Origin of the sequence: Candidatus Pseudomonas phytovorans, assembly GCA_029202525.1 — a bacterium.
Lineage (GTDB): Bacteria > Pseudomonadota > Gammaproteobacteria > Pseudomonadales > Pseudomonadaceae > Aquipseudomonas > Aquipseudomonas phytovorans.
The window spans coordinates 4,107,638-4,132,302 of record CP119325.1; the positions used below are offsets into that span (position 1 = coordinate 4,107,638).

Here is a 24,665-nt window from a genome sequence, read left to right on the forward strand (position 1 = left end):
CTGGGTGTGCCCCTCCAGCGGCACACCGCCAGCACTTTTCATGGGGAAAAAAACAATGACAACCCTCACCCGTGCAGCGGCTTCGGCCCCTGCCGCCACCACTGAGCAGCGCCTGAACGGCCTGCTGCTGCGCAAACTGATGCCACTGCTCATCGTCGTCTACGTGATGAGCTTTCTTGACCGCACCAACATCGCCCTGGCGAAAGCCAGCATGGGCATCGACCTGGGCCTGTCGGCAGCGGCCTATGGCTTGGGTGCCGGCCTGTTCTTCCTTACCTATGCGCTGGCCGAAGTGCCCAGCAACCTGATCATGCACCGGGTGGGCGCGCGCTTCTGGATTACCCGCATCATGATTACCTGGGGCCTGCTTTCGGCGGGCATGGCCTTCGTCCAGGGCGAAACGTCGTTCTACATCATGCGCCTGCTGCTGGGGGTGGCCGAAGCCGGCCTGTTCCCCGGGGTGATGCTGTACCTCACCTACTGGTTCGACCGCGAACAGCGTGCCCGCGCCACGGGCTATTTCTTGCTGGGCGTGTGCCTGGCCAACATCCTCAGCGGCCCGCTGGGCGGTGCCCTGCTGGAAATGGACGGCGTATTGGGCTGGCATGGCTGGCAATGGCTGTTCGTGCTAGAAGGCCTGCCTGCCGTGGCCCTGGCCTTTGTGGTGTGGAAGAAGCTGCCCGATGGCCCGGCCTCGGCGCCCTGGCTGTCAGCCGCCGACGCCCAGGACATCGAACGCCGCCTGGCTGCCGAACGGGCTGCCGCGCCACAGCAGAGCAAGCTGGGGCAGATGTTCCGCGACCGGCAAATCTGGCTGGCGATCGCGGTGTACTTCGTGCACCAGATCACCATCTACACGGTGATCTTCTTCCTGCCGGGCATCATCGGCACTTACGCGGCGCTATCACCCTTCCAGATTGGCCTGCTGACTGCCGTGCCGTGGATTGCTGCTGCCATTGGTGCTGCCACCTTCCCACGCCTGGCCACCTCGCCGCGCCGTTGCCGCACGTTGCTGTTCTGCGGCCTGCTGACCATGGCGACGGGGTTGCTGCTGGCGTCGCTGGCCAACACGTTCATCGGTCTGATCGGGTTTTCACTGACCGCGCTGATGCTGTTCGTGGTGCAGTCGATCCTGTTTGTCTTCCCGTCCAGCCGACTGAGTGGCAGCGCCTTGGCAGCGGGCCTGGCGTTCGTCACCACCTGCGGTCTGCTGGGTGGCTTCGTCGGGCCTTCGGTGATGGGCCTGATCGAGCAGACCACCGGCAGCACCCGTAACGGTTTGTGGATCATTGCCGCATTGCTGGTGCTGGCAGCGGTGCTCAGCACCCGCTTGCGCCAGGGGCAAGAACAGCCGTAGTCAGCGTGAAACGCCGGCAGGTCGCCCGCATCGCGGCTCCAGCGCCTGCGCCAGGCGCTCCACCGCCTGTTGCAGGTCACCCGGCTGGTCACCCAGCCACACCAGCGCCAGGTACTGCCGGTAACGCCCCTGCAGGCTGAACCGCCCGCCCGGCAATGCATGCAAGGCGGAACCTGCCAGGGCCGCGACGATGCAATCCCACTCCAGCGGTTGGCGAAAACGCACCCACAGCATTCGCCCGCCCTGGGGCATCTGCAAAACCACCCGCTGACCGAACTGCAACTCCAGCGTGCGCACCAGGTATTGGGTGCGCCTTTGCAGGTCGGCACGCAACTGCACAAGCTGCATCTCGATCTGCCTGTTGCCCAGCATCAGGGCAAGCGCTTGCAGGCGCAGCGGCGCAAGCCGAAATGCCCGTTCGGCAAATGCCTGGGCCAATGCGGCGTCATGGCTCAGCACATAGGCGTAAGGTGCCTCGCCCCCCACTGCGGCCTCGAATGCCCCCAGCACCAACAGCCAGCGAGGGTCGATCCAGTCGCGCAGGCGCGTGCGTGGTGGCCCGCTGTAACAGTGCTCACTGTCCAGGTCGTTTTCCAGCAACCACAGAGGGTGCTGGCCAAGTAAATGGCCAAGCTGCTGCTGGTAGTGCGGGGATACCAGGCGCCCGTGTGGCATACCAAGGCAAGATGGCATCACCACCATGCACACCGGTTCGCCCCCCAGCAACCGGGCCAAGGCGCGCAGGTCCGGGTTGCCGCGGCTATCCGCAGGCACTTCCAGCACTCGCATGCCAGCACGTGCCAAAGCGCGCAACACCTGCCAGCAACAGGGCGACTGCACCAGCACCGTCCCACCCTGCAAGGCAAGCCCCGCGAGCACTGTCTCCAGCACCGCCTGCACATCAGGCGCCAGTTGAACATCCTCCGCACACCAGTACTGGCTGGAGGAACGGGTATAACACTCAGCCACGGCAATGCGCAGACGGGTGTCGCCGAGTGTGTCCCAAGGCGCAACACCGCCGGCGCGCTGACGGGCCAAGCGGCGCTCGTGGCCAAGCAGCGCACGCTCCAGCAATGGCTGCGCCGGCAAGGGTGCCTGCGGGTGCATGGGCGCTACCTCTGCCTTGGCAACGAACCGAGCGTAGTAGCCGGACCTTGGCAAGCAATGTACGCGGCCTTCTTCCTCCAGCAGGTTGTAGGCACTCTGCACCGTCGCCAACGACACCCGCAGCCGTCGGGACAGCGCACGCAATGACGGCAGCTTGCACGGGTCACCGCCTGAGGCCTGCTCGATCAACGCTTCGAGGTAGCGATACACCTTGCGATAGGCGAACTCGCCGGGAACCGCTTGCCCCGTCAAGGCAACGCCGCTGGGCCACGCAGGCGCCCCGACGAAGGCCGTGGCAGCAACCTGAGGTGCACGTCGCGGCGGGCCAGGTTGCTTTGCAAGCGCCAGGCAGCCAGCGGCATGCGCCCCTCATAGACCGCCCGCAACTGCACCAGCGGCAGGCCACTGGTATTCACCAGCCAGTCGCTGACTGCATCGGGGCAGGGTTTGCCTTGCAAGGCCCGGTGCAGGTACGGCAGCGCTACCAGCATGTCTGCATGCCGGCACTGCAAGAACCGCTCGAGTCGCTTCCCCTGCCTGGCGAACGGGCTGAACAGCAGGCACACCAGTTGCGTCTGGTTGATACCGTAGGCTTTACCCAGCGGCAGCGCGTGAACATCGTGACGTTTGCTGTCGTCCAACGGGTCGGCCAGCCGCAGCGCCGGGCGCGCGGCCTGCCGCTCAAGGCTGCGTGCACGCAGTTCGTGCAACTGTGCCGGTGCCTGCCGGTCGACGAACGCAGCCAATGGCCAGGCATCTTCGGCATTTTCGAATCCACCACCCAACATGCCGTCGAGTTGCTGCCCCTCAAGCAAATGCGGCAGCAGGTCATCTATGGCAATCACCCGCAACGGCGCATCCTCCATGACGGCGCCCGGAATTGGCCCCGCCTTGCGGCCCGGGGTGGCTTCGACAGCGCCGTGCAAGCGGCTGAGCCCTTGGGCCAGAGCCGCCAGGCATTGATGCAACACATGCGGGCCGCGCTCACCCGCCAGCCGCAGGCTACGCCGGGCCCAGGCCAGGTACCGGCGCCGCTGGCGAACAGGAATGGCAGTGATCAGCACGTCGGCCGGGGTCGGTGCCAGCAGTGCAAAACCCACGGCATCCGCCAGCTCCAGGTGCAGGCGGCTACCCAGCAGGGCTTCAGGCCGGGCATCGATCATGTGACCGAACATCAGCAGGGTGTTCCTCGCCAGCAGCCAGCGTTCGGGCAGTGCCGAAGGCCGACGGCTGAAGGGCACCACTTCCCGGCCTTCAATCATCTGCAATTCAACCCGAGGGTCATCCTGCATGAACAGGGCACTGAAGCTGCGCTCGTGGCCCTCAAGGGTGCCGCTGGCGGCCACCGGCACGCTGACCACCAGCACCCGCAACTGAAAGGTAACCGGCGCGCGTAAAGCGATGCTCAACTGCGCCGCACGCAGCATGGCCAGCAGCCGGGCACTGCGGCAATCGCCGCCATGCAGTACCAGCACGCGGAACGTACCGATGTACTCGGGCCCACCTGCAGCGACCAGCAACCGTTGTATCAGCAACTGCAAGGATGCTCGCTGCGCCTGTGACATTTGGCTCAGCAAGCGCTCGAGCACTTGCTGGTAGATATAGTGCATTGCCTGATCGTGAATAGCCGTCACGAATCACCTCATCAACTTCATGCAGCCAGCGTGTGCTGAAACCTGTATTCAAGATTCAATACACCCTGTGCTCACCCGGAAGAAATTTCCTACAATCAAATTGAAGTAATGACGTAACGCATCACTGTCGCCAGACCATCGAGAAAAAACCACCACTGCAACGGCCCATCGCGACCACACACAGCTCATCCTCAGGCATCGCCATGCTCATTCCACGCTCCTTGCGCAAACTATCATGGGGCCATTATCGGGGGATGCAGCGCTAATAGAAGATACAGATCGCGGTAAAAAAACCATTCAGCAAGATTGCAGATACACACTGAACGCCTGGACAAAATCGTTCAAGGCTGAATAGTTGGCGGGATATTTCCACACAACGACAGGCCATTGGCTTATATGTAGTCCGTTTCCGAATTTACTGTGGGAATATTCTTATATTAAGCATCCAGATCACTTAACTCCAGATGCAAAAAACCCGGGACTCTGCCCGGGTTCATCGGCATTGCAAACTGCTGTCAGTGTTGCGCCATATCCAGCACCACTCGCCCGCCGCAAGGGCATTGGTCCATGTAACGATGTGCCTCCACCACCTGCTCGAACGGGTACACCTTGATGATCTGCGGTGTCAGTAGCTGGTCAGCGGTGAACTGGTTGATATCACGCAAGGCACGCTGCAGCGCCACCTGGTCCTGGCTGATGCCAAGCTCCGGCTTGCCGGTGAAGTTACCGATGCAGTGCACATAGAATTGAATGTTCTTCTGGAAGGCTGCACAGGCCGGGAACGGGGTCTGGTTACCCCCTTGCAGGCCATATAGCACCAGGCTGCCACGCGGCGCCAGCACATCGCCCAGCAACGACATCTGCGGCCCGCCCATGCCATCGAGGACCATGTCCACGCCACGGCCATCGGTGTATTTGCCAACTTGCAGCAGCAGGTCCTGCTCTTCGGTGACAATCACCTTGTCGGCACCCAGGCCCAGCAGGTACTCACGCTGCTCAGCTTCTTTGGTAGCAGCAAACACCTTCAGCCCCAGGGCCTTGCCCAACTGCACGAAGGCAGGGCCGGCACAATGGCTGGCATCGGTCACCAGCGCGGTTTGCCCCGCCTTGGCCCGCGCCAGGTCAACGTAGGCAAAATAGGCGATCAACAGCGGTGTGTAGTGCACGCTGGCCTCGATCGGGGTAAGCACATCCGGATAGCGGGTAATGGCCGTGCGCGGCAGCACGATGACATCGCCATACACCGGATGGTCGTTGGCACTGGTGGCCGGGAAGCTGGCGACCCGGTCGCCCACCGCAATGTCCTCGACCCCTTCACCGACCGCAGTCACCACCCCGGCCATTTCGTGGCCGATGCCCGCCGGAAGGCGTGCCTGGGACGGCGCCAGGTTCTGGCGCCAAAGCACGTCATACCAGCTGACGCCAACCGCCTGGACGCGGATCTGAACCTCGTCGGCAGCGGGTGACGGTTCGGCCTGCTCCTCGCAACGGAGCACATCGGCAGCGCCGAACTTGTGGAAACGGATCATGCGGGACATCGCATACCTCGCCTTTGTGAACCTCTAATTACCACTGACTTTATCCGGGCTTTGGCGGTTAGACCATCAGTGGTCATTAATAGTCGACATGCTTGTCATCGATTGGGCACCTGACATTCCCTGCAATTGGTCCCCCTAAACCCGTGCAGGGTAGCAGCCTTTGGCCTTAAGATTCACCCCTGCCCCACTTTAGGCGAAGCGCACCGATGAATCGAAACGACCTGCGTCGCGTAGACCTCAACCTGCTGATCGTGTTCGAAACGCTGATGCACGAACGCAGTGTGACCCGTGCCGCGGAAAAATTGTTCCTCGGCCAGCCGGCCATCAGCGCGGCTCTGTCGCGCCTGCGCAACCTGTTCGACGACCCGCTGTTCGTGCGCACCGGCCGCAGCATGGAGCCCTCCGCGCGGGCCCACGAGATCTTCGCCCTGCTGTCGCCAGCGCTGGACTCGATTTCCACTGCGGTCAGCCGCGCCTCTGAATTCGACCCCGCTACCAGTAACGCCGTCTTCCGTATCGGCCTGTCGGATGACGCCGAGTTCGCCCTGCTGCCACAGTTGCTCAAGCGCATCCGTGCCGAGGCACCCGGTATCGTGCTGGTAGTGCGGCGGGTCAATTACCTGCTGATGCCGACGCTGCTGGCTTCGGGTGAGATCTCGGTGGGCGTCAGCTATACCAGTGACCTGCCGGCCAACGCCAAACGCAAGATACTGCGCCGCAGCATGCCGAAACTGCTGCGCGCCGACAGCGTGCCCGGCAGTATTACCCTGGACGACTTCTGCGCGCGGCCGCATGCGCTGGTGTCATTTGCCGGTGACTTGTCGGGTTTTATCGATGAGGCGCTGGAAGAGCTCGGCCGCAAACGCCATGTTGTGCTGGCGGTGCCGCAGTTCAACGGGCTGGGGAGCCTGCTGGCGGGGACGGATATCGTGGCGACGGTGCCGGATTACACCGCAGCTGTGCTGACCGCCGCCGGTGGGTTGCGGGCCGAAGACCTGCCGATACCTGTGCGCAGTTTTGAACTGCACATGGCCTGGCGTGGGGCGCAGGACAACGACCCGGCGGAGAGGTGGTTGCGGTCGAGGATTCAGATGTTTTTTGGGGATCCGGACAGCCTTTAGACTTCGTAGGCCAAGCTGGTCCTCTCTGACTCTGCTCTGTAAAAATGCCAGTACTCGTCACGACTACTGGATCGCCGGTAGCAACATCACGCTGGTCATGGCCGCCGTCACACCGCACAACGATGCCAAGATAAATTTTGCCAAGTGGGTGGCGTATCGAGTGACCCAGGACACGCTCTCCTCCAATCGTCCACGCATGTTTTCCGTGAACTGGGTGGGGATTAGCGGGGAAACTGCAGGACGACCTGTATCCAAACGTCAGAAGGAATCTCTGATGCAGTTACGCAAGGATAATCACTACGTACCCGAACTCTACCTCAAGCAATGGGCAGATAAGGTTGGTGTCCTTACGTACCGATTGCTGGTGCCCAACGAAAATGTTGGAGCCTGGAAAAAGCATTCCTTGAAGGGTATCGGCTACCAAAAGCACCTCTACACATATTGGGCCGGTGGTGCGGAAACTGATGAATTCGAGTGTTGGTTAGACCGAGAATTCGAACCCTGCCCACGAAGCAATCCGTAGGGTGGTGCAGGAAGATCGATTGGAACCAGAGCATTGGCGGCGTTACGACTCAAGGTCCAAGGTCATCGTCTATGCATGGGTCATAGCACCCGGCCGATCGACAAGGGTTTTGAAGCGAACTACCACAGAAGACCGGGCGCTGGTCGAAGCTCAAAAACCCGAGAACCTGCCGCTGGACCCGGCGCTGGAGGCGCACATTCCCGCCGAGATGAGTTCCATCGCCTACCGCCGAGGGCTGCGTTCGCTCGGCATCAGCAGCTTTTTCCTGAGTTGAGGTGGGTATGGCGACGAAGTCATGTCCACACAGAAGGCAATCGCCCGGCTATTCGAGTCAATGACGGTCAAGCGAAATAGAGAATTCCATTCAAGTCATCCTGATAGGTGGAGTTCAGGCTCAAACCTTTACGTAAACCCATGCAGTCAATCCAGAGGCAAGCGTCACGCAAACCCGCTTGTAGTCCGACACCTCGTAGGCATCCGCAGCACGCAGTTCTTGATCGGTAATCTGGAAAACCGTTCCTGACACACTGTCCGCCGGGTCGCTACTGGGGCTGACTATAGGGTGGTGTGCCTTGCCGCTGACGGCGAGTACTTCAGGGTCGGTTATTTCAACCCAGGACTGTTTGTAACCCGTCATCCTGTCAGCACACCCTACCAACTCCCGACCAAATTGGCTCAGCTGAACGGCTTTGTCCTGCAAGGTGCCGTACGAGAAGAGCAGCGCTGGGGTTTCCTGAGGTTGCGTCATGAATTGTCCTCGACGTGAAGTGTGACCCAGCGGAAAGGTCTTTATGTGTCAACCGCTGTATCGTCAACTATATAACGATCAGTGTGGCCCAGGTAAATTGCCCTGATTTCAGCACCTAAGGCGCGACCACGCGGCCATCGGTCGAACCCAAACAAAAACAGGAATGCCCAGCCATGCTTTTACGCCAACTGACCTACCTGGTAACGCTCTCGCAAGAGCAACATTTCGGCCGAGCTGCGGAAAAATGCAACGTGTCGCAGCCCGCCCTGTCCGAAGCGATTCGCTCGCTAGAGCAAGACCTCGGCGTGGTTGTGGTGCAGCGCAGCAGGCGTTTCGAAGGTTTTACAGCAGACGGACAGAAGATACTGGTGTGGGCACGCCGCATACTCGCTGACTGCGGCGCCATGCGTCAGGAGGCGAGCAATTGCGAGTTGGGACCGGCCGGAACACTGCGCTTTGGGGCGATTCCCACAGTGCTGTCAATGGTGCCGCTGATGACCGATGCCTGCCTGTCCAGCTATGCGCTGATGAACCTTGAGGTCTATACGCTCGCCACGTCGCAGATCCTCCAGGGCATCAGCAATTTCGAGCTGGATATCGGCATGACCTACCTGTCTGATAGCCGCCTCAGGTCCTTCGACACCTATCCGCTATTCACTGAACGCTACGTGCTGATCGCCCGTGACGATTCATGCCTGCAAGGTAAGTCAGAGTTGGATTGGTCGGCGGTCGCGCGACTGCCACTGTGCTTGCTGACCCGAAACATGCAATGCCGCCAGGGCGTGGACGAAGCCTTCGCCAAGGCAGGCGTGCACGTCACGCCACGGGTGGAAACCGACTCGATGATGGTGCTCTACGGGCATGTGCGGTGCTCCGGCTTGTACAGCGTGGTGCCCCACAGTGCGCTGGCCCTGGCGGAGATGCGCGGGGAAATCGTCGCGATTCCGATTATTCCCGAGTTGCAGCGGGAAATCGGTTTGGTGCTATTGCGCCGCGATCCGCAGCCACTGTTGCTGGAGGCCGCGCTGAAGTTGTTTACGTCGCTGGATCTGCAACGCCGTGTGGACGGCTTTCTGCACTGCTGATCGGTTTGCCCGATCTACTGATCGGAACAAGCGATTGGTCGCCGCACGCCATCCTCCTCGAATATGCCCCCGGCAGCACGATCTGCCCGGGACCGCGCCAGCCTTACCGCGCGGCCCATTCCAATAATCAGGAGGCTCCAATGGCGAAGATTGTTTGCGTACTTTACGACGACCCTGTCACCGGCCAACCTCACACTTACGCCCGCGATGATCTGCCCCACCTGGACCGTTATCCCGACGGCCAGACCTTGCCCACCCCGAAAGCCATAGACTTCCAGCCGGGCACCTTGCTGGGCAGCGTCTCCGGCGAGCTTGGCTTACGCAAATACCTCGAAGCCAACGGCCACGAATTAGTGGTGACGTCCAGCAAGGACGGTGCCGACAGTGTCCTTGAGCGCGAACTGCATGACGCCGAGATCGTCATCTCGCAGCCGTTTTGGCCGGCGTACATGACCGCTGAGCGCATGGACAAAGCACCGAAGCTGAAGATGATTGTCACCGCCGGCATCGGTTCGGACCACACCGACTTGCAGGCGGCCATGGAGCGCAATATCACCGTCGCCGAGGTCACTTACTGCAACAGCAACAGCGTGGCCGAGCACGTAGTGATGACCACCCTGGCGTTGGTACGCAATTACCTGCCGTCGCACCAGTGGGTGCTCAAGGGCGGCTGGAACATCGCCGACTGCGTGTCCCGCTCCTACGATGTCGAAGGGATGCACGTCGGTACCGTCGCCGCCGGCCGTATCGGTCTGCGCGTGCTGCGCCTGCTCAAACCTTTCGACATGCACCTGCACTACATGGACCGCCATCGCCTGCCCGAAGCTGTAGAGAAAGAGTTGAACCTGACTTACCACAGCAGCCTGGAAAGCCTTGCCAAGGTCTGCGATGTGGTCACCCTGAACTGCCCGCTGCACCCCGAAACCGAGCACATGATCAACCAGGACTCGCTCAAGCACTTCAAGCGCGGCGCCTATCTGATCAACACTGCGCGGGGTAAGTTGTGCGACCGCGATGCCATCGCTGCCGCGCTGGAAAGTGGACAACTGGCGGGTTACGGCGGCGACGTCTGGTTCCCGCAACCGGCACCGGCCGATCATCCATGGCGCGGCATGCCCCACCACGGCATGACCCCGCACATTTCCGGGACCAGCCTTTCGGCCCAGGCGCGCTACGCCGCCGGCACCCGCGAGATTCTCGAGTGCTATTTCGAGAACCGACCAATCCGCAATGAGTACCTGATCGTCCAGGGTGGAGAGCTGGCGGGTGTAGGCGCGCACTCTTATAGCGCGGGCAACGCCACCAAGGGCTCGGAAGAAGCTGAACGCTTCAAGAAATGACCTCCTCCACGACGAAAGCGGGTCAGGCACCTGGCCCCATTCGGCGCATCCGGGCCTTGCCCATGCTATGGATCGGGCTCGGTGCATTCATCGGTCTTGCGGCGTTGGGCGCTATTACCACAAGTACCGGACAGCCGTGGCTAATCGGTTCTTTCGGGGCGAGCGGCGTGCTGCTGTTCGCATACCCGGAAGGGCCGTTTTCCCAAGTACGCAACGTGATTGGGGGGCACTGTTTGACGTCTTTGGTCGCACTGGTCTGCTTGCAGGTGTTCGGGCCAGGCCTTTTGGCCATGGCATTCGCAGGCGCACTAGCGACAGTGTTGATGGTGCTGACGCGCACTGTTCACCCGCCGGCAGGAGGCAATCCGGTGATCGTGTTCATGACGCAGCCTGGTTGGTCGTTCTTGCTGGTGCCAACGTTGGGTGGGGCCTGTCTGCTGATGCTGACAGCCTGGATCTACTGGAAAATTGTTCGATGGCTGACCCTGCGGTCTGAGGGCGCATCGCTCGCTAAACCCCCGGAACCGCTGGCCTGACGCTCCTGCCGGAGGGCGCGAAGCTGATTCGCGCCCTCCGGGGGGGCACCTGCACAGCGACTGCCTCAAAAGTGCGCAGTGGCCGGCAACGTGATCACCGCTGATACTCAGGCGGGTACGCCAAGGATGATGTGGGACGCCTTGATGACCGCCGTGGCGCTGACACCTGGCGCCAGACCCAGTTCGGCGACCGCCTCGCGGGTAACGATCGAGTAAACCTCGGTACCGCCAGCCAGCGCGATCACCACTTCGGCGTTGACGGCGCCGTCGGTGACACTGAGCACCTTGCCTTCGAGGCAGTTGCGGGCGGAGAGACGAATGTCACTGGATTCGGTCATCAGCACCACCCAAGGGGCTTTGATGAGGGCAATCGCCTCTTTGCCGACAGCAATCCCCAGGTTATGGATACTTTCCCTCGTCACCACCGCAACCAGTTGCTCACCGCCCGGCAGGGCCAACACCACTTCCGCATTCACCGCGCCTTCCTGAACCTGACTGACTTGACCCTTGAATACATTGCGCGCACTGACTTTCATGGACCCTCACTTCCTGACTTTGTGGTTAGGTTTTAGACGCATGATGCAAATTAGCGTTGTGTATTAGCAACCATAACGTTTGGGTACGTTTGGGTGACCCATAAGCCTATTTGTCCCGGGCGTCCAAGTTCATCGAGCGGGCCGCCCATTGCTCTGCTGTCTTTAAATCTACAGGTAGCGAGAAGCGAAAGGTCGCACCACGTGCCGGCACATCGATCAGTTGGATGTCGCAGCCATGCAGTTGCAAAATCCGATGCACAATACGTAACCCCAAGCCACCATCGCGACGTGAGCCACCGATGTTGAAGGGGCGCAAGAACAGACCGTCGCGCAGTTCTTCGGCGATACCTGGCCCGGTATCGCTGACGGTGACTTCGATGAGCGCGCCTTGAAGCTGCAAGCTTAGTTCGATTTCTCCACATTCAGGTGTATGGCGCAGGGCGTTGTCAAAAAGGTTGGTCAGCACCCGCTCGATCAACCCCAGGTCGGCGCAGGCCGTTGAAACGTTGGGGGCGAAGCTGGCGTTGAGTTTGACCCGGCGGGCCTCGGCTGTCAGCTCGAACTTCTGGAAGATGTCTTGCACCAGATCGGTCAGAGAAAAGCGCTCCAGCACAGGTTGCACAAACCCATGCTCCAGTCGCACCAGTTCCAGTAAAGATTGCGCCAGTCCGCCGACTTTGCGGCTTTGATCCAGTGCAATCCCCAGATAGCGACGCCTGTCCGCCTCAGATAAGGTCGCATCCTTGAATGAAAGAGTCTCCAGGTAACCGTGCAGTGACGCCAGCGGCGTGCGCAGGTCGTGGGAAATATTGGCCACCAGTTCACGGCGCTCCTGATCCTGGCGGGTCAATGAATTCCACTGAGTACTCAAGCGGGCTTGCATCTGCCGGAAGGCGGCGTCGAGCAAGGCAATTTCATCTTCGCTGGCGATTTTCTCCAGAGTGGCTGGTATCACTGGCGCAGCCGGAATCCCGTCGATGTCGAACCGGGCAACGGTTTCTGTCAAACGTCGTAGCGGACGGGTTATCAAGGCAAAAGCTGTCAAGCCGGCAATCAGACACAGCAGCGCTACAAGGCTTATAGACCAAAGGGCCGTACTGAGCGCGGCACTTGTGGCACCGCGTTCGGCGAAACGGTCGTGCTCTTCGCTGAGCAATACCACGTAGAGATATCCTGCCGGTTTGCCATTGACCGTCAGAGGGGCGGCGCTGAACACCTTGCGACCGTCGTCGCTGCGCGGGTCATCACCGAGAATCGGCAAAGCATCGCCTTTGAGCAAGCGCTGAACGGGTGCCAGATCCACGTGCTCCCGGTGGATCCGGCCTTCCGGCGAGGCGCTGCCGACAATTCGCCCATCAGTATCGAGCAGATAAACCTCAACGCTGGGGTTGACCAGCATCAACTGGCTGAACAAATCGCGCACAGCGCTCGGCATCAGTCCCTTGGAGTCCATCAATACGGTATCCCGGGCGATGTGGTGAGCCAAATCCCGCGACAGGCCTTGCACCACTTCCAGTTCATGCATCCGGTTCGCGCGAACCTGCATCCACACCGAAGTACCACAGCAAATCAGCAGAAGAAGGGCAAACACCAATGACAGGCGTTTAGTAAGGGTCAACCTCATGACGGCTCCTGCGCGGCAGCGAATTTGTAGCCGCGGCCCCAGACCGTGAGGATGCGTGCCGGCTGGGCAGGGTCGGTCTCTATCTTTGCCCGCAGGCGGTTGATGTGGGTATTGACCGTGTGTTCATAACCTTCATGGCTGTATCCCCACACCGCATTGAGCAAGTCCATGCGTGAGAACACTTTGCCAGGCTGCCGTGCAAAGAAGTACAGCAGATCGAATTCTCGTGGTGTGAGGTCAAGGCGCCGACCGGTCAGGGTGACATCGCGGGTGATTGGATCGATGGTCAGCCCATTCGACGTCAGGCTGCCGGCATCCATTTTCAGATTGCGAGCCATGGCATCAACGCGTCTTAGCAAGGCCTTGACCCGTGCCACCAGCTCAAGCATGGAAAATGGTTTGGCCATGTAGTCGTCGGCGCCCAGTTCGAGTCCGAGAACCCGGTGCAGTTCGCTGGAGCGCGCGCTGGTAATGATGATGGGCGTATAGCGGGCCATGGAGCGAGCCCTGCGGCAGATTTCCAGGCCGTCCACACCGGGCAGCATCAGGTCGAGGATCAATGCATCCCAACCACCTTGCTGCAGAAGGCGTATGCCTTGATCTCCATCAGCGCAATGCACCACCTCAAACTGCTCAGCACGCAGATGCAGGCAGATAAGGTCAGCGATATGCAGGTCGTCTTCGACCACCAAGATGCGTTTTGGCTGTTCCATCAAATTCGATCCGTTAATGGCGTGGAACCATTGTGCGGTTTTTTCGATGATTGAGTTATCACGAATTGTTTAACTGCGCGCGAGGATTTGGCGATCAATCCTGGCCCAGGCTGTGCTCCATGTCAGGCGCCTGGACTCATTCGGAGAAGACCATGTTTTCACGACGCACATTTATAGCGTGCAGCGGCTTGGGAGCAATCGCCCTAACAGCAGGGGTGTCGTCAATCATTTCCATGAAGCGCACATTGCTCAGCGATGCTGACGCGGCAGAACGGTTCGAGGTGACTCACAGTGACGAGGAGTGGCGGGCCATTCTCAGCGCCGAGCAGTATCAGGTGCTGCGCAGGGAAGCTACGGAACGCCCTTACAGCAGCCCGCTGAGTGACGAACACCGGGACGGGATTTTTGCCTGCGCCGGATGCGACCTGGCACTGTTTTCTTCGACCACCAAGTTCGACAGCCACACCGGTTGGCCCAGTTTCTGGGCGCCACTGGATGCAGCCGTGGCCAGTCGCCAGGACCGTTCGATGGGCTTCGTGCGTGAAGAGATCCATTGTCGCCGCTGCGGCGGCCATCTGGGTCACGTTTTCGACGATGGACCAAAACCCACCGGCCTGCGCTATTGCATGAACGGACTGGCGCTGACCTTCAAGCCCAAATCAGCTTGATGGCGGGTGAACTTCTTCATTAGTTTTGTGTAGGTAGAACAATTATGTGGCTTGTGATCCTGGCTTATCTTGGCGGTGTGTTGACGATCGTCAGCCCGTGCATTCTCCCAGTCCTGCCCTTTGTCTTCGCCCGTACCGGGCAGCCATTCGTGCGCAGCGGTCTGCCTTTGCTGGCGGGTATGGCGATGACGTTCGCACTGGTTGCCTCGCTTGCCGCTGTCGGCGGGGCATGGGTGGTGCAGGTCAACCAGTACGGGCGCTGGCTGGCCTTGATTTTCGTCGCTTTGTTCGGCTTGGCGCTGGTGCTGCCGCGACTCGCCGAACGGCTGACGCGGCCTCTGGTGGCAGCCGGTAGTCGGCTTTCGGAAGTGGCAGGCAGCGAAACACGGCCGCGCCCCAGCGCTTCGTTTCTGATTGGTGTCGCGACAGGCCTGCTCTGGGCGCCTTGCGCTGGTCCGATTCTGGGGTTGGTGTTGACGGGCGCTGCACTGCAAGGGGCAAGCATCACAACAACCTTGCTGTTGCTGGCCTATGCCGCAGGGGCTTGCACTTCACTGGCGGTGGCATTGCTGCTAGGAGGCAAGGTCTACGCAGCGATGAAACGTTCACTCGGAGCTGGGGAGTGGCTACGTCGAGGTTTGGGCGTTGCGATGCTGGCCGGTGTGGTTGCCATTGCATTGGGGCTGGACACCGGGGTTCTGGCCAGGGTGTCAACGGCATCGACAGGGAATTTGGAACAGGCATTGGTGGGGCGCCTGACCGCCAGATCCGAGCGTGTCGGCGGCGCAATGATGGCTCAAGTACCCGGTGCTGGGTATGCCATGAAAGCGTCTGGGAGCAACGCGCAAACCCTGCCCGTCGAGGGCGACCTGCCGCCACTGACCGGTGCCGTACAGTGGCTGAACTCGCCCCCGCTGAGTGCTGAAACCCTTAAAGGCAAGGTAGTGCTGGTGGATTTCTGGACCTACTCGTGCATCAACTGCCTGCGGACCTTGCCCTACGTGAAAGCCTGGGCCGATAAGTACCGTGATCAGGGCCTGGTAGTGATTGGCGTCCACGCCCCTGAGTTTGCCTTTGAACGCGACATCGGCAACGTAAACAAGGCCATGAAGGATCTGGGTATCAACTACCCGGTTGCCATCGATAACGAATTCAAGATCTGGCGTGCTTTCAAAAATCAGTACTGGCCCGCCCATTATTTTGCCGATGCCCAGGGGCACATTCGTTATCACCAGTTCGGTGAAGGTGATTACGCCGAATCAGAACGTGTCATTCAGCAGCTCCTGCGCGAAGCAGGGGCGGTGAACGTGGCAAACGGTCTGATCACTGCCAACGCGCAGGGTGTGCAAAGCGCTGCCGACATGAACAACGTGCAGTCGCCGGAAACCTACCTTGGCTACCAGCGTGCGGAGCATTTCGCGTCGGAGAAACGCTTGGTGCCCGACATCGTGTCGGCCTACACCACTCCCACGCAATTGGCACTCAACCAGTGGAGCCTGGACGGCAACTGGAATGTCGGCCCTGAGCAAGCCACTGCAAGTGCACCGGCCGGTCGTATTACTTTCCGTTTCCATGCTCGGGACTTGCACCTGGTTCTGGGGCCGGGGCCAGGCGGTAAGCCGGTCCGTTTCAAAGTATCGGTTAATGGAAAAGTTCCCGGCGACGCTCACGGAGCAGACGTGGCGCCCGATGGCAGCGGTAGCGTGACGGAACAGCGTTTGTATCAATTGATACGCCAGAGCGGCGATGTTGAAGACCGAACCTTCAGCATCGAGTTTCTCGATCCGGGTGTGTCGGCCTATGCGTTTACCTTCGGTTGATATCAGTCCAGGAGTTCGTCTCATGAGAATCCCATTCACCTTTGGCGGGACCGCGTTAAGCCTTCTGGCTGCTGGCCTGATCGGTCAGTGTTCAATGATTACGCTTGCCCGCGCCGAGGGCGCGGTCGTCATTGCGCCACCTGCCCTCGATGAGGCCACCCAGGCCCAAAGGGAAACTGCAGTGTTTGCGGGTGGATGCTTCTGGGGTGTTCAGGGCGTGTTCCAGCATGTCAAAGGCGTCCAGCAAGCAATCTCCGGTTACGCGAGCGGCGCGGCCAATACTGCGCATTACGACCAAGTCAGCGACGGTGATACCGGTCATGCAGAGTCTGTGGAGGTCACGTTTGATCCCGCCCAGGTCAGTTATGGCACCCTGCTGCAAATCTATTTCTCGGTGGCTCACAATCCGACCGAGCTCAATCGTCAGGGGCCGGACCATGGCACTCAGTATCGGTCGGCGGTATTCCCTGAAAGTGGCGAACAGCAAAAGGTGGCACAGGCTTACATCGCGCAACTCGACGCCACGCATGTGTTCGGCAAACCCATCGTGACGAAGGTGGAAACGTTTAACGGCTTCTACCCGGCAGAGGACGAACATCAGGACTTTCTGACGCGGTATCCGCTCCACCCATACATCGTGATCAATGACCTGCCAAAAGTTGCGCGATTGAAGCAGCTGTATCCGGACCGCTATCAGGAACAGGCTGTGTTGGTCGGTGGGCAAAAGTAGGCGGTTTCAGCGTCTGGCGGCACGCATGTCATAGAGAAAGTAGGTGGTTCGTCCACCGGGCTACCAACGGGGCCGGTGAAGTTCATTGGGTGGGCGGTGAAAGTTATTTGACACAGGCTCACACCTCGCGGGCTACCCGGCGCGCCCTGCCCTGCTGCCAACGCTCACGATGCGGGTGTACACTCAAGGCCAGTCTGTTCCACATCGGTATCTTTCAGAAATTGCCATTCTCAGTTGCGCATCCGTGTGATGGGCATCGAGGGTATTTATGCGGGTATATTTCTGTTTTTTAGAGCCTGAAATACCGTCCTAGAGGCTAGTCCAAATGTTCTTTGGCGTTCCTGACAGTCTTTGAAGAATACGCAGTACCTGACGGCAAGTTCGGCGGCGAGAAGCGTTTCCAGCAAAACAACCGCGCTGAAGGTAAGCGCGGCTTGCCTTACAGAACAAACACCGTCCGCTGCCCAGCATCACGCTGCCAACTCGCTTCAACGTCACTCAACGGCAGCGCCTCGGCCTCTACCCTCAAACCGACAGTCTTGATGGCGTGCAGCAATTGCCCGACCACTGTCACCAGCCCTTCATTGGAGACACTGCCCAGGCCACTGCCCGTCATCTCCAGCCCGGAACTGCGCAACACCCCAGGGCTCATGGGCAGGGTGGCGCCCGCCAGCGCTCCGATATTCACAAAGCGCAGGCGCGGCGCGGCCTCGCCGTTGCCATGACCGCCCAGTGCATCAAAGATGCACGCTGCCGGTTGGCCCCAGAGGTAGTCCAGAACGACCTCGATCCCCCGCCCCTGAATTTCCTCACGCAGTGCCGCCGTCAGCTCTGCGACCGGCTGGTTCAGGCAGATGAAATGGTCTGCACCCAGTTCACGCAGCTCCGCTTCCACCGCAGGGTTACGCGCAGTGGCCACAACGCGCGAAGCGCCCAGATGCTTGGCAACCTGGATCGCCAGGCGCCCGGAGACACCTGCCGCACCGTTGATCAATACCCGCTCACCGGGTTTGAAGTGCGCACGCTCCTGCAAGGCCGCCCAGGACGACATGCCCGGGTTGGCAATTGCCGCCGCCGTGATGTCGTCAACGCCTTCCGGTATGGCTACGCAGTTGCGCGCATCCACCGCCACGGTCTCGGCCATCGCACCGATCGGCCCACGGGGAAACGCAAAATACACGCGGGTGCCGTCCTCCAGCATGCCGACACCGTCGGCACCGGGTACGAACGGCAGCGTCTTGCCGCTGCTGTAGTGCTTGCCACTGGCCTGGGCACGAACCAGCTGGCTGAGTGCGGCCGCGCAGACACGTACCAGCACTTCGCCTGGCGCAGCCTGCGGTGCGTCAATCTCGCCATAGCGCGGTGGCTGATCGAAGGCGTGGACGATGGCAGCTTTCATGGATGTTCACTCCAGTAAATCAAAGGGTATTGAGCGTGTGGGTCAGGCATGCCAGCAACGGTACCAACCGTCCTGCTCGGTGATGCGCAACTCGGTCTGGTAAAGGGCGGACAGCGACGCGCTGGTAAGCACCTCGGCCTTGGGGCCGTCGGCAACAATACGGCCCTTGTCGAGTAACACCACGCGTTCGATCTCAGGGATGATCTCGTCGATGTGGTGGGTGGTGATGATCATGGCGTGGTCCTGGCTGCAGAAGCTGCGCAGCAACGTGAGCATTCCCAGGCTCGCGCCCATGTCCAGGCCGTTGGCCGGCTCGTCAAGGATCAACGCACCCGGCTGGTGGACCAAGGCGCGGGCCAGCAGAAGGCGGCGCTTCTGCCCTGTGGAGAGGCGCTGGAACATGGTGTGTTCGTGCCCGGCCATTTCAACCACGGCCAACAACTGGCGGGCCTGTTCGCGCTGCTCGTCGCTGGGCTGCAGGTGGCCGTGAGCGCCGATGGCACCGAAGAAGCCGGAAACAACTACATCCAGTGCCTGGGTAAAGGGGGTGTAGTCTTCCTGCAGGTCCTGGGAGACGAAGCCGATCCGGCTGCGCAGCGCCCAGAGGTTGACGGTCTCGTCACCGAACAACTTCAGATACGTGCCAGCCCGCTCGACCGGGTAAAGCTCACGGGTAATCAACTTAAGCAAGGTGCTCTTGCCGGCGCCATTGGGGCCGAGGATGGCAACCTTCTCGCCCGCCTCGATACGCAGGGAGAAGCCGTCGAGCACACGGGTCTGCTGCTGGAAGGCGGTAACATTGTGGAATTCGATCATTCTTCACTCATCGGCATGGGGCAGGGAAAGCTGGGGCAAATGCATCCGTCGATAACCCGCTGATCTTTTCATGGCTCGCACACCTACGCTATAGCCGGAAGGTTCCACGACTTCCCGCAATCCATGCGCCAGGCACGCCAGCACTTCGCTGGCAGCCTGCGAGTGCTCGGCGTCCGTGGTGGTGCGCAAGGACTGGCTGCGGATGTTCAGCAGGTTGCCATCGATGCGACGGCCATGTATCCGTAACGCGCATTCCACTGGTTGTCGTTGCTATGCATGGTAGAAGTACTCAGGGCGGTTAATGGCAATCAGAAATAGACCAGCGCTTCGACCATCGCGGTCAGTTGCGAGCGGTCGCGACCGTTGCCATAAGGGCGGTCGTGTTCACGGGCTTCAAACCAGTCGTAGCGAAGTTCCGGGCGTAGCGAGAGGTTGCCGCTGACGTCCCAGCGCAGCCCGGCGGTGAGGGCTTTGAAATCGCCGCGACTGCTGCTGGTGGGAAACAGGATGAAACCGTCCGGGTCGCTGAAGTGCTCACCGCGCACCGAGAACGCCAGATCCGGGCGGTACTGGTAAGTGAGCACGGCATTGGCACCCCACCAGCGCGCCCCGTCGAAGCCCGGGCCGCTCACAATGTCCACGGTCGAGGGCTTGCCATCGCCGCGCTGGTGGCCATAGACCAGTTCGGCACCCATCGACCAGCGCTCGTCGAACCGGTGCCAGCCATTGAGCGAATGCTGTTGCTTGAGCTGGCCGCTGTCAGCGATCAGCCGCGAAGTCGGGGCCTGCACATCGCTGACGCTGTCGTTCTGTTCGTCGCCGACGATGAACTCGTAGTCGACCCAGGTGTTCATGTCAGGTGTACGCCAGCGCAGTGCACCGATCACCGACTTGCCATCATTGTTGTCACGCAGATTGTTCCAGCCCTGCACCACCCCCACCTCCAGGCCAAGGATGCCGGGGTTGCCGTCGAGCAGACGGGTGCCGACCAGCACGCCGGAAACCGTTCCTGGCTCGCTGACGAACGCGTAGGTCTTGCTGGCGAATGGGTTGCGCGCCTGGCGTACGTTCGGGGGAATCTCGTAGCCTAGCGCCGGCCCGAATACCCCGGCCATGAAGTTCAAACCCGGACCGTAGGGCACATAGGCAGTGGCGGCGATGTTGGGAATGGCCAGGAAGCGGTCCTTGTCCCGCTGCGCCTTGGCGTTGTCATCCTCGTTCATGTCCCAGTGCATGTCCCAGCCGAAGGTCCGGGCGAACTGGGCGTTGCGCCCATAGTTGGCCTCGAAGGTGAAGCCAAAGGCGAAGTCCTCGGGCTTGGGGCCCGGCAACGGGGTGATACGCGGCACGAAGGTGCCCTTGAGCGGCTTGTCGACGAACAGGTGCAAGCCACCCCACTCCAGCCCTTCATCAGACATACCGGTCAGCGGCAGGTTGCTCAGGCCGTCTTCGCGTTCGTCATGGGAGGAACGGTTGTTGCGCACGTAGGCGACATCCAGCAGGCCGGACACGGTGATGCCGTAATCGCGCTCCAGGCTGTCGCCGAACAGCCCCCTGAACATCGCGCCCTCCCCAGGCGCCGGTGCTTCGGCCGCATGGCATTCGATGATCGCCAAGGCGGCCAGAACCGCACCAAGCGCTTTCACCTTGATGTTGTGCATTGAGCTGTCTCTTATTGTTGTTGTCAGAACGCTGCCGCGAGAGAACCCGCCCTCGCGGCAGCGGGGCTTACCGCTGTGCCGCGAGCGGCTGGTTCAACTGTTGGGGTTCCCCACGAACATTCTGGACCTTGAGGTCGCGCTGGAACGCGTCGAGCAAGTGCGGCAGTTCGCCAATGTCATCGACGCCGCCATAGATGTAGAAGTCCGGACGTACCAGCACCGTCCTCACGCCTGACTCACGCAGGAACGCATGGTACTTGCCGGAGACGTCCAGGCAGGTACCCGCAGCGCCGTTCTCGCTCAAGCGCACAACGGTGACCTGCAAGTGTTCCAGCAAGGCTTTGTGTGCAGGGTTCAAGCCGGCCAACGGGTCGCTGTCGATGCTCAGCAGGTGGAAACCACGACCAAACGCGTCGTCGAAGCGCTGCTGACGCCCGTCATGCACAATTTGCCCATGCACGCCCAGAGAGCCGGCCAACTCCAGTGCTCGGCCGTTGCGCGGGTCTTTGAACACGGCGCCGTCGTTGAGCCCGGGGAATGGCGGTAGCGGCGGCACGTCGCCGGAAAGGAAAGCCACGTCACGCTCAGCAGCCTTCTGCGGGTCGGCCACGCACACCACCTTGCCCATCTCGACCGAAGCGTCGATAACTGCGCGAATCTGCGGTTTGCGCTCCAGGGTGTAGCTGTCCAGCAACTGCTCGGAACACAAGCCCTTGAAGACCAGGTCCAGGCGCCAGGACAGGTTCCAGGCATCACGGATGCCCGAGCACATGCCCTGCCCCATGAACGGCGGCATCAGGTGCGCAGCGTCGCCGGCCAGCAACACACGGCCATGGCGCCAAGTGTGGGCGATCTTCGAACGGAACTGATAGACGGCATGGCGTACCAGGGTGGCGGTGTCCGGGGTGACCCAAGGCGACAGCAGCGCCCAGACCTTGTCCAGGTCCTGCAGGTCTTCCATGCTTTCGTGGGGCAGGCGCATGAACTCCCAGCGACGATAACCCGGCCCGCCCGGAACCATGGTGGTCGGCCGTGCGGGATTGCACCATTGGCCGATATCCGGGACATCCAGCTCGACCCCGGGTTTGGGTTGCAGGTCGACCACCAGCCAGTCTTCCTCGAAGCCCAGGTCCTGCCATTCAATGCCGCACTGGCGGCGTACCAGGCTGTTGGCACCGTCGGCGCCGATCACAAAGCGTGCCCGTACCTGGCGCTCCTCGCCCTGCTGGGCCTGGCCGTCGCGCGGGGTACGCTGCATGCGCAGGGTGCACAGTTGATCGTCCTGGCTCAGCTCCAGCACTTCCCAGCCCTGGTGGACCTCGACGTTGGCGATGGCCTTGGCCTTGCGGTCCAGAGCCGCTTCCAGAGCTGGCTGGTTGAACAGATAGCCGAAGGGGCCATCACTGATCGACTCGGCGGACCAGTCTATCTCCACCAGCACTTTCCAGTCGGCGTTGAACCACTGGTAGCAGGCTGAAGGCTGAGAGATGTGCTGTAGCTCGTCCTCCAGGCCCATCATGCGGAATACGCGACGGATCTCGTGGTCGTGGAACACCGCACGCGGCAGCGGGTAAAGGGATTGCCAGCGCTCATAGACCGCCACACTGTAGCCCATGCGGCCCAGCAAAATGGCAAGGGTCTGGCCGACGGGGCCGTAGCCAACGATGGCTACGTCATGAATCTTGTTGTTCTTGTTCATCTGTTCTGACCTGAAACCGGGTGGGTCTTGGGCAAGCCGCTCCCCGCCTCCCTGCATGTCAGGAAGGTGCCTGGGGTGATGGCGACCTGCGTCGTTGAAGCGCTAGCCGTTGACTGGCGCGCTGTCCGTCTCGGTATTGAGGACGAAGTACTCGGGGACTTCAGGGCCCCACAGGTACAACGAGTTCTCCGGGGGGAAATCCCCGGCCGGCCATTGGCTGCCGGCGTCGATGAAGTCCATGTCCGCCGAGTACTCGCAGAACGAGCCCCAGGGATCGCGGATGTAGTGGAAGTAGTTCGAGCCCAGGCAATGCCGCCCGGTGCCCCAGCCCTGGCGATAGCCGGCGTTGGCCATCTGCTCGGCGCCGTTGCCGACGTCGTCGACGCTGTCGACTTCCCAGGCGGCGTGGTGAAAACCCTTGGCGCTGCTCTTGCAGAACGCCACCAGGTGATGATCACAGCCATGCGGGGCGTGGGTAAAGGCAATGATGTCCTGGGAGTGGTCGGACAGCCTCAGGCCGAGTACCCGGGCATAGAAGTCGACGGCGCGGGTTACGTCGGGGCTGAACAGCAACACGTGAGACAGCCGGCGCGGATGCACCTGAGCCACCGCATCACGGGTGCTGGCGCCGCGCACGGCCGCCTGGCGGCTGGCGACCGCCTGCTTGCTGTTGGGCATATGCTTGGCGCCGACTTTCACCTGCAGCAGGTTGCCGTCCGGGTCGCGGAACCAGAAGCCTTCCCCATCGCCCTCTTCAAACCGGGCGCCGGCGGCTTCAGCCTGCTGGCGCAGCGCGGCATAGTCTTCGGCAAAGCAGTTAAGGCTCAGGTACGCCAGGCTTTTGCCCGGCCCCGGCAACACGCGCGCCCAACGGTGACCGTCGCCAGCGCAAAGTTCCAGGCTGTCCTCGCCCTGCCCGACCGCAAGGCCGAAGCTTGCGAAAAATGCCCGTGCGTCAGGCAACGAGGGCACGAACAGCGCGTAATGATCGATCGAATGCACAGCACGTGTCGTGACAGTCATGATCGCCTCCATATTGTTCTTTCGTCGAAGCCTCGGAGCGAGAGGCTTCAATCAGGCCGGGAGTGCCCGGGAGCAATCAGGCTTCGTCAACGATGGGGTTAACCAGGGTGCCGATACCTTCGATAGACACTTCAACGATGTCGCCGGCCTTGAGGTAAACCTTGGGGTTCATCCCGAAACCAACGCCGGCCGGCGTGCCGCTGACGATCACATCGCCGGCTTCCAGCGTCACCGCCTCGCTGAGGGTGGAGATGATGGTGGCCACATCGAACAGCATGTCATCGGTGTTGGCCGATTGCACCACCTTGCCATTGACCCGGGTCTGCAACAGCAGGCCTTTGCCGCCGGCGGGCAATTCGTCTGCGGTCACCAGGTCCGGGCCGAAGGCACCGGAGTCGTCGAAGTTCTTGCCGACGGTCCACTGCGGCGACTTGAACTGGTACTCGCGCACAGAGCCTTCGTTGAACAGCGCGTAGCCCGCGACGTGCTCCAGCGCCTGCTCCCTGGAAATGTGACGACCACCGCTCTTGAGCACCACGGCCATTTCGCCTTCGTAGTCCAGGGTGTCGGAAATGCGTGGGCGAATCAGCGGTTTGTTATGCGCGGTGAGGCTGCTGTTGAAGCGCGGGAATAGCGTCGGATAATCCGGCTGGGCGTAGGGCGACTCTTTGGTATGGTCGGCATAGTTCAGGCCCACGCATACGATCTTGGTGGGGCGGCTCATCAACGGCAGGTAATCCTGCTCGCCGATCTCGACCAGCGCGCCCTGCCCTTCGGCACCAAAGGTCGTCAGGTCGACACCACGAGCCAGCAACGACTCCAGCGACTCCTCGCCCAGAACCCGGACGCCTTCGGGAGTGCGTACACCCAGTACCGGACGCCCTTGATGAGAGAAACGAACATAACGCATGGAGCTCACCTCTTATTGTGAATTCGTAACGGCCGCCAGGCAGGGCGGCATGGACCCTAAGCTAATCCGGAGAAAAT

General features: G+C 61.0%; 24 protein-coding genes. 10 read left to right on the forward strand and 14 right to left on the reverse strand.

Annotated features, from left to right (window positions below):
- Positions 1–55 precede the first annotated feature (55 nt).
- On the forward strand, positions 56–1,357 hold the full coding sequence (locus P0Y58_18095) for an MFS transporter (protein ID WEK28817.1): 1,302 nt from the start codon (positions 56–58) through the stop codon (positions 1,355–1,357).
- Here the strand turns inward: P0Y58_18095 and P0Y58_18100 are convergent, their stop codons facing one another.
- The 3 genes from P0Y58_18100 to P0Y58_18110 form a co-directional block, all read right to left on the reverse strand.
- On the reverse strand, positions 1,358–2,716 hold the full coding sequence (locus P0Y58_18100; GenBank protein ID WEK28818.1) for an aminotransferase class I/II-fold pyridoxal phosphate-dependent enzyme: 1,359 nt from the start codon (positions 2,714–2,716) through the stop codon (positions 1,358–1,360). It abuts the gene before it with no gap.
- Complete coding sequence (locus P0Y58_18105) at positions 2,713–4,098, reverse strand: hypothetical protein (protein WEK28819.1); 1,386 nt, start codon at positions 4,096–4,098, stop codon at positions 2,713–2,715. Before P0Y58_18105 ends, P0Y58_18100 begins: the two co-directional genes overlap by 4 nt.
- A 515-nt stretch (positions 4,099–4,613) precedes the next feature.
- Positions 4,614–5,636 (reverse strand): zinc-dependent alcohol dehydrogenase family protein, encoded by a 1,023-nt coding sequence (locus P0Y58_18110; GenBank protein ID WEK28820.1) that lies wholly within the window; start codon positions 5,634–5,636, stop codon positions 4,614–4,616.
- 206 nt (positions 5,637–5,842) lie between these two features.
- Between P0Y58_18110 and P0Y58_18115 the strand changes: the two genes are divergently transcribed.
- The 3 genes from P0Y58_18115 (at position 5,843) to P0Y58_18125 (ending at position 7,554) form a co-directional block, all read left to right on the forward strand.
- Complete coding sequence (locus tag P0Y58_18115; protein WEK28821.1) at positions 5,843–6,757, forward strand: LysR family transcriptional regulator; 915 nt, start codon at positions 5,843–5,845, stop codon at positions 6,755–6,757.
- A gap of 97 nt (positions 6,758–6,854) precedes the next feature.
- Complete coding sequence (locus P0Y58_18120) at positions 6,855–7,280, forward strand: hypothetical protein (GenBank protein WEK28822.1); 426 nt, start codon at positions 6,855–6,857, stop codon at positions 7,278–7,280.
- Positions 7,281–7,389: 109 nt separating this feature from the next.
- Positions 7,390–7,554, forward strand: a complete 165-nt coding sequence (locus tag P0Y58_18125) for a hypothetical protein (GenBank protein ID WEK28823.1) — start codon at positions 7,390–7,392, stop codon at positions 7,552–7,554.
- Between the two features lie 120 nt (positions 7,555–7,674).
- Here P0Y58_18125 and P0Y58_18130 read toward each other — a convergent pair whose 3' ends face one another.
- Entirely contained in the window at positions 7,675–8,028 is a 354-nt protein-coding gene (locus P0Y58_18130) for a gamma-glutamylcyclotransferase (GenBank protein WEK28824.1), read from the reverse strand.
- A gap of 173 nt (positions 8,029–8,201) precedes the next feature.
- Here P0Y58_18130 and P0Y58_18135 point away from each other — a divergent pair, with 173 nt between their 5' ends.
- From P0Y58_18135 to P0Y58_18145, 3 genes are all read left to right on the forward strand, one after another.
- Positions 8,202–9,113: a LysR family transcriptional regulator gene (locus P0Y58_18135; protein WEK28825.1), complete on the forward strand. Its 912-nt coding sequence runs from the start codon at positions 8,202–8,204 to the stop codon at positions 9,111–9,113.
- 140 nt (positions 9,114–9,253) lie between these two features.
- The gene (locus P0Y58_18140; GenBank protein ID WEK28826.1) at positions 9,254–10,453 is read left to right on the forward strand and encodes an NAD-dependent formate dehydrogenase; all 1,200 of its coding nucleotides are present in this window, start codon (positions 9,254–9,256) and stop codon (positions 10,451–10,453) included.
- Complete coding sequence (locus P0Y58_18145; GenBank protein ID WEK28827.1) at positions 10,450–10,989, forward strand: HPP family protein; 540 nt, start codon at positions 10,450–10,452, stop codon at positions 10,987–10,989. The genes P0Y58_18140 and P0Y58_18145 overlap by 4 nt, the downstream gene beginning before the upstream one ends.
- 107 nt (positions 10,990–11,096) lie before the next feature.
- Here the strand turns inward: P0Y58_18145 and P0Y58_18150 are convergent, their stop codons facing one another.
- The 3 genes from P0Y58_18150 to P0Y58_18160 all read right to left on the reverse strand — a co-directional run bounded on the left by P0Y58_18150 (position 11,097) and on the right by P0Y58_18160 (position 13,862).
- Positions 11,097–11,525, reverse strand: a complete 429-nt coding sequence (locus P0Y58_18150; GenBank protein WEK28828.1) for a TOBE domain-containing protein — start codon at positions 11,523–11,525, stop codon at positions 11,097–11,099.
- A 106-nt stretch (positions 11,526–11,631) separates the two neighbouring features.
- Entirely contained in the window at positions 11,632–13,149 is a 1,518-nt protein-coding gene (locus P0Y58_18155; protein WEK28829.1) for a HAMP domain-containing sensor histidine kinase, read from the reverse strand.
- The gene (locus P0Y58_18160) at positions 13,146–13,862 is read right to left on the reverse strand and encodes a response regulator transcription factor (GenBank protein WEK28830.1); all 717 of its coding nucleotides are present in this window, start codon (positions 13,860–13,862) and stop codon (positions 13,146–13,148) included. Before P0Y58_18160 ends, P0Y58_18155 begins: the two co-directional genes overlap by 4 nt.
- Before the next feature lie 152 nt (positions 13,863–14,014).
- Between P0Y58_18160 and msrB the strand changes: the two genes are divergently transcribed.
- The 3 genes from msrB to msrA are packed head-to-tail and all read left to right on the forward strand — an operon-like array spanning position 14,015 to position 17,080.
- Complete coding sequence (msrB, locus tag P0Y58_18165; GenBank protein WEK28831.1) at positions 14,015–14,530, forward strand: peptide-methionine (R)-S-oxide reductase MsrB; 516 nt, start codon at positions 14,015–14,017, stop codon at positions 14,528–14,530.
- 44 nt (positions 14,531–14,574) lie between these two features.
- Complete coding sequence (locus P0Y58_18170) at positions 14,575–16,350, forward strand: cytochrome c biogenesis protein CcdA (protein WEK28832.1); 1,776 nt, start codon at positions 14,575–14,577, stop codon at positions 16,348–16,350.
- Between the two features lie 22 nt (positions 16,351–16,372).
- The gene (gene msrA / locus P0Y58_18175; protein ID WEK28833.1) at positions 16,373–17,080 is read left to right on the forward strand and encodes a peptide-methionine (S)-S-oxide reductase MsrA; all 708 of its coding nucleotides are present in this window, start codon (positions 16,373–16,375) and stop codon (positions 17,078–17,080) included.
- Positions 17,081–17,519: 439 nt separating this feature from the next.
- Here msrA and P0Y58_18180 read toward each other — a convergent pair whose 3' ends face one another.
- The 7 genes from P0Y58_18180 to P0Y58_18210 all read right to left on the reverse strand — a co-directional run bounded on the left by P0Y58_18180 (position 17,520) and on the right by P0Y58_18210 (position 24,588).
- A complete protein-coding gene (locus P0Y58_18180) occupies positions 17,520–18,479 on the reverse strand; it encodes a zinc-binding alcohol dehydrogenase family protein (GenBank protein WEK28834.1) in 960 nt (319 codons plus the stop codon).
- A 42-nt stretch (positions 18,480–18,521) separates the two neighbouring features.
- Entirely contained in the window at positions 18,522–19,295 is a 774-nt protein-coding gene (locus P0Y58_18185; protein WEK28835.1) for an ATP-binding cassette domain-containing protein, read from the reverse strand.
- A gap of 3 nt (positions 19,296–19,298) precedes the next feature.
- A complete protein-coding gene (locus tag P0Y58_18190; protein ID WEK28836.1) occupies positions 19,299–19,553 on the reverse strand; it encodes a hypothetical protein in 255 nt (84 codons plus the stop codon).
- A 50-nt stretch (positions 19,554–19,603) separates the two neighbouring features.
- Positions 19,604–20,956 carry an outer membrane beta-barrel protein gene (locus P0Y58_18195; GenBank protein ID WEK28837.1) on the reverse strand — a complete coding sequence of 451 codons (1,353 nt, stop codon included), beginning with the start codon at positions 20,954–20,956 and terminating at the stop codon, positions 19,604–19,606.
- 67 nt (positions 20,957–21,023) lie between these two features.
- On the reverse strand, positions 21,024–22,655 hold the full coding sequence (locus P0Y58_18200; protein ID WEK28838.1) for a bifunctional 3-(3-hydroxy-phenyl)propionate/3-hydroxycinnamic acid hydroxylase: 1,632 nt from the start codon (positions 22,653–22,655) through the stop codon (positions 21,024–21,026).
- 102 nt (positions 22,656–22,757) lie between these two features.
- Positions 22,758–23,678: a VOC family protein gene (locus tag P0Y58_18205; protein ID WEK28839.1), complete on the reverse strand. Its 921-nt coding sequence runs from the start codon at positions 23,676–23,678 to the stop codon at positions 22,758–22,760.
- Between the two features lie 76 nt (positions 23,679–23,754).
- Positions 23,755–24,588, reverse strand: coding sequence for a fumarylacetoacetate hydrolase family protein (locus P0Y58_18210; protein ID WEK28840.1), 834 nt, complete (start codon positions 24,586–24,588; stop codon positions 23,755–23,757).
- Positions 24,589–24,665: the final 77 nt, after the last annotated feature.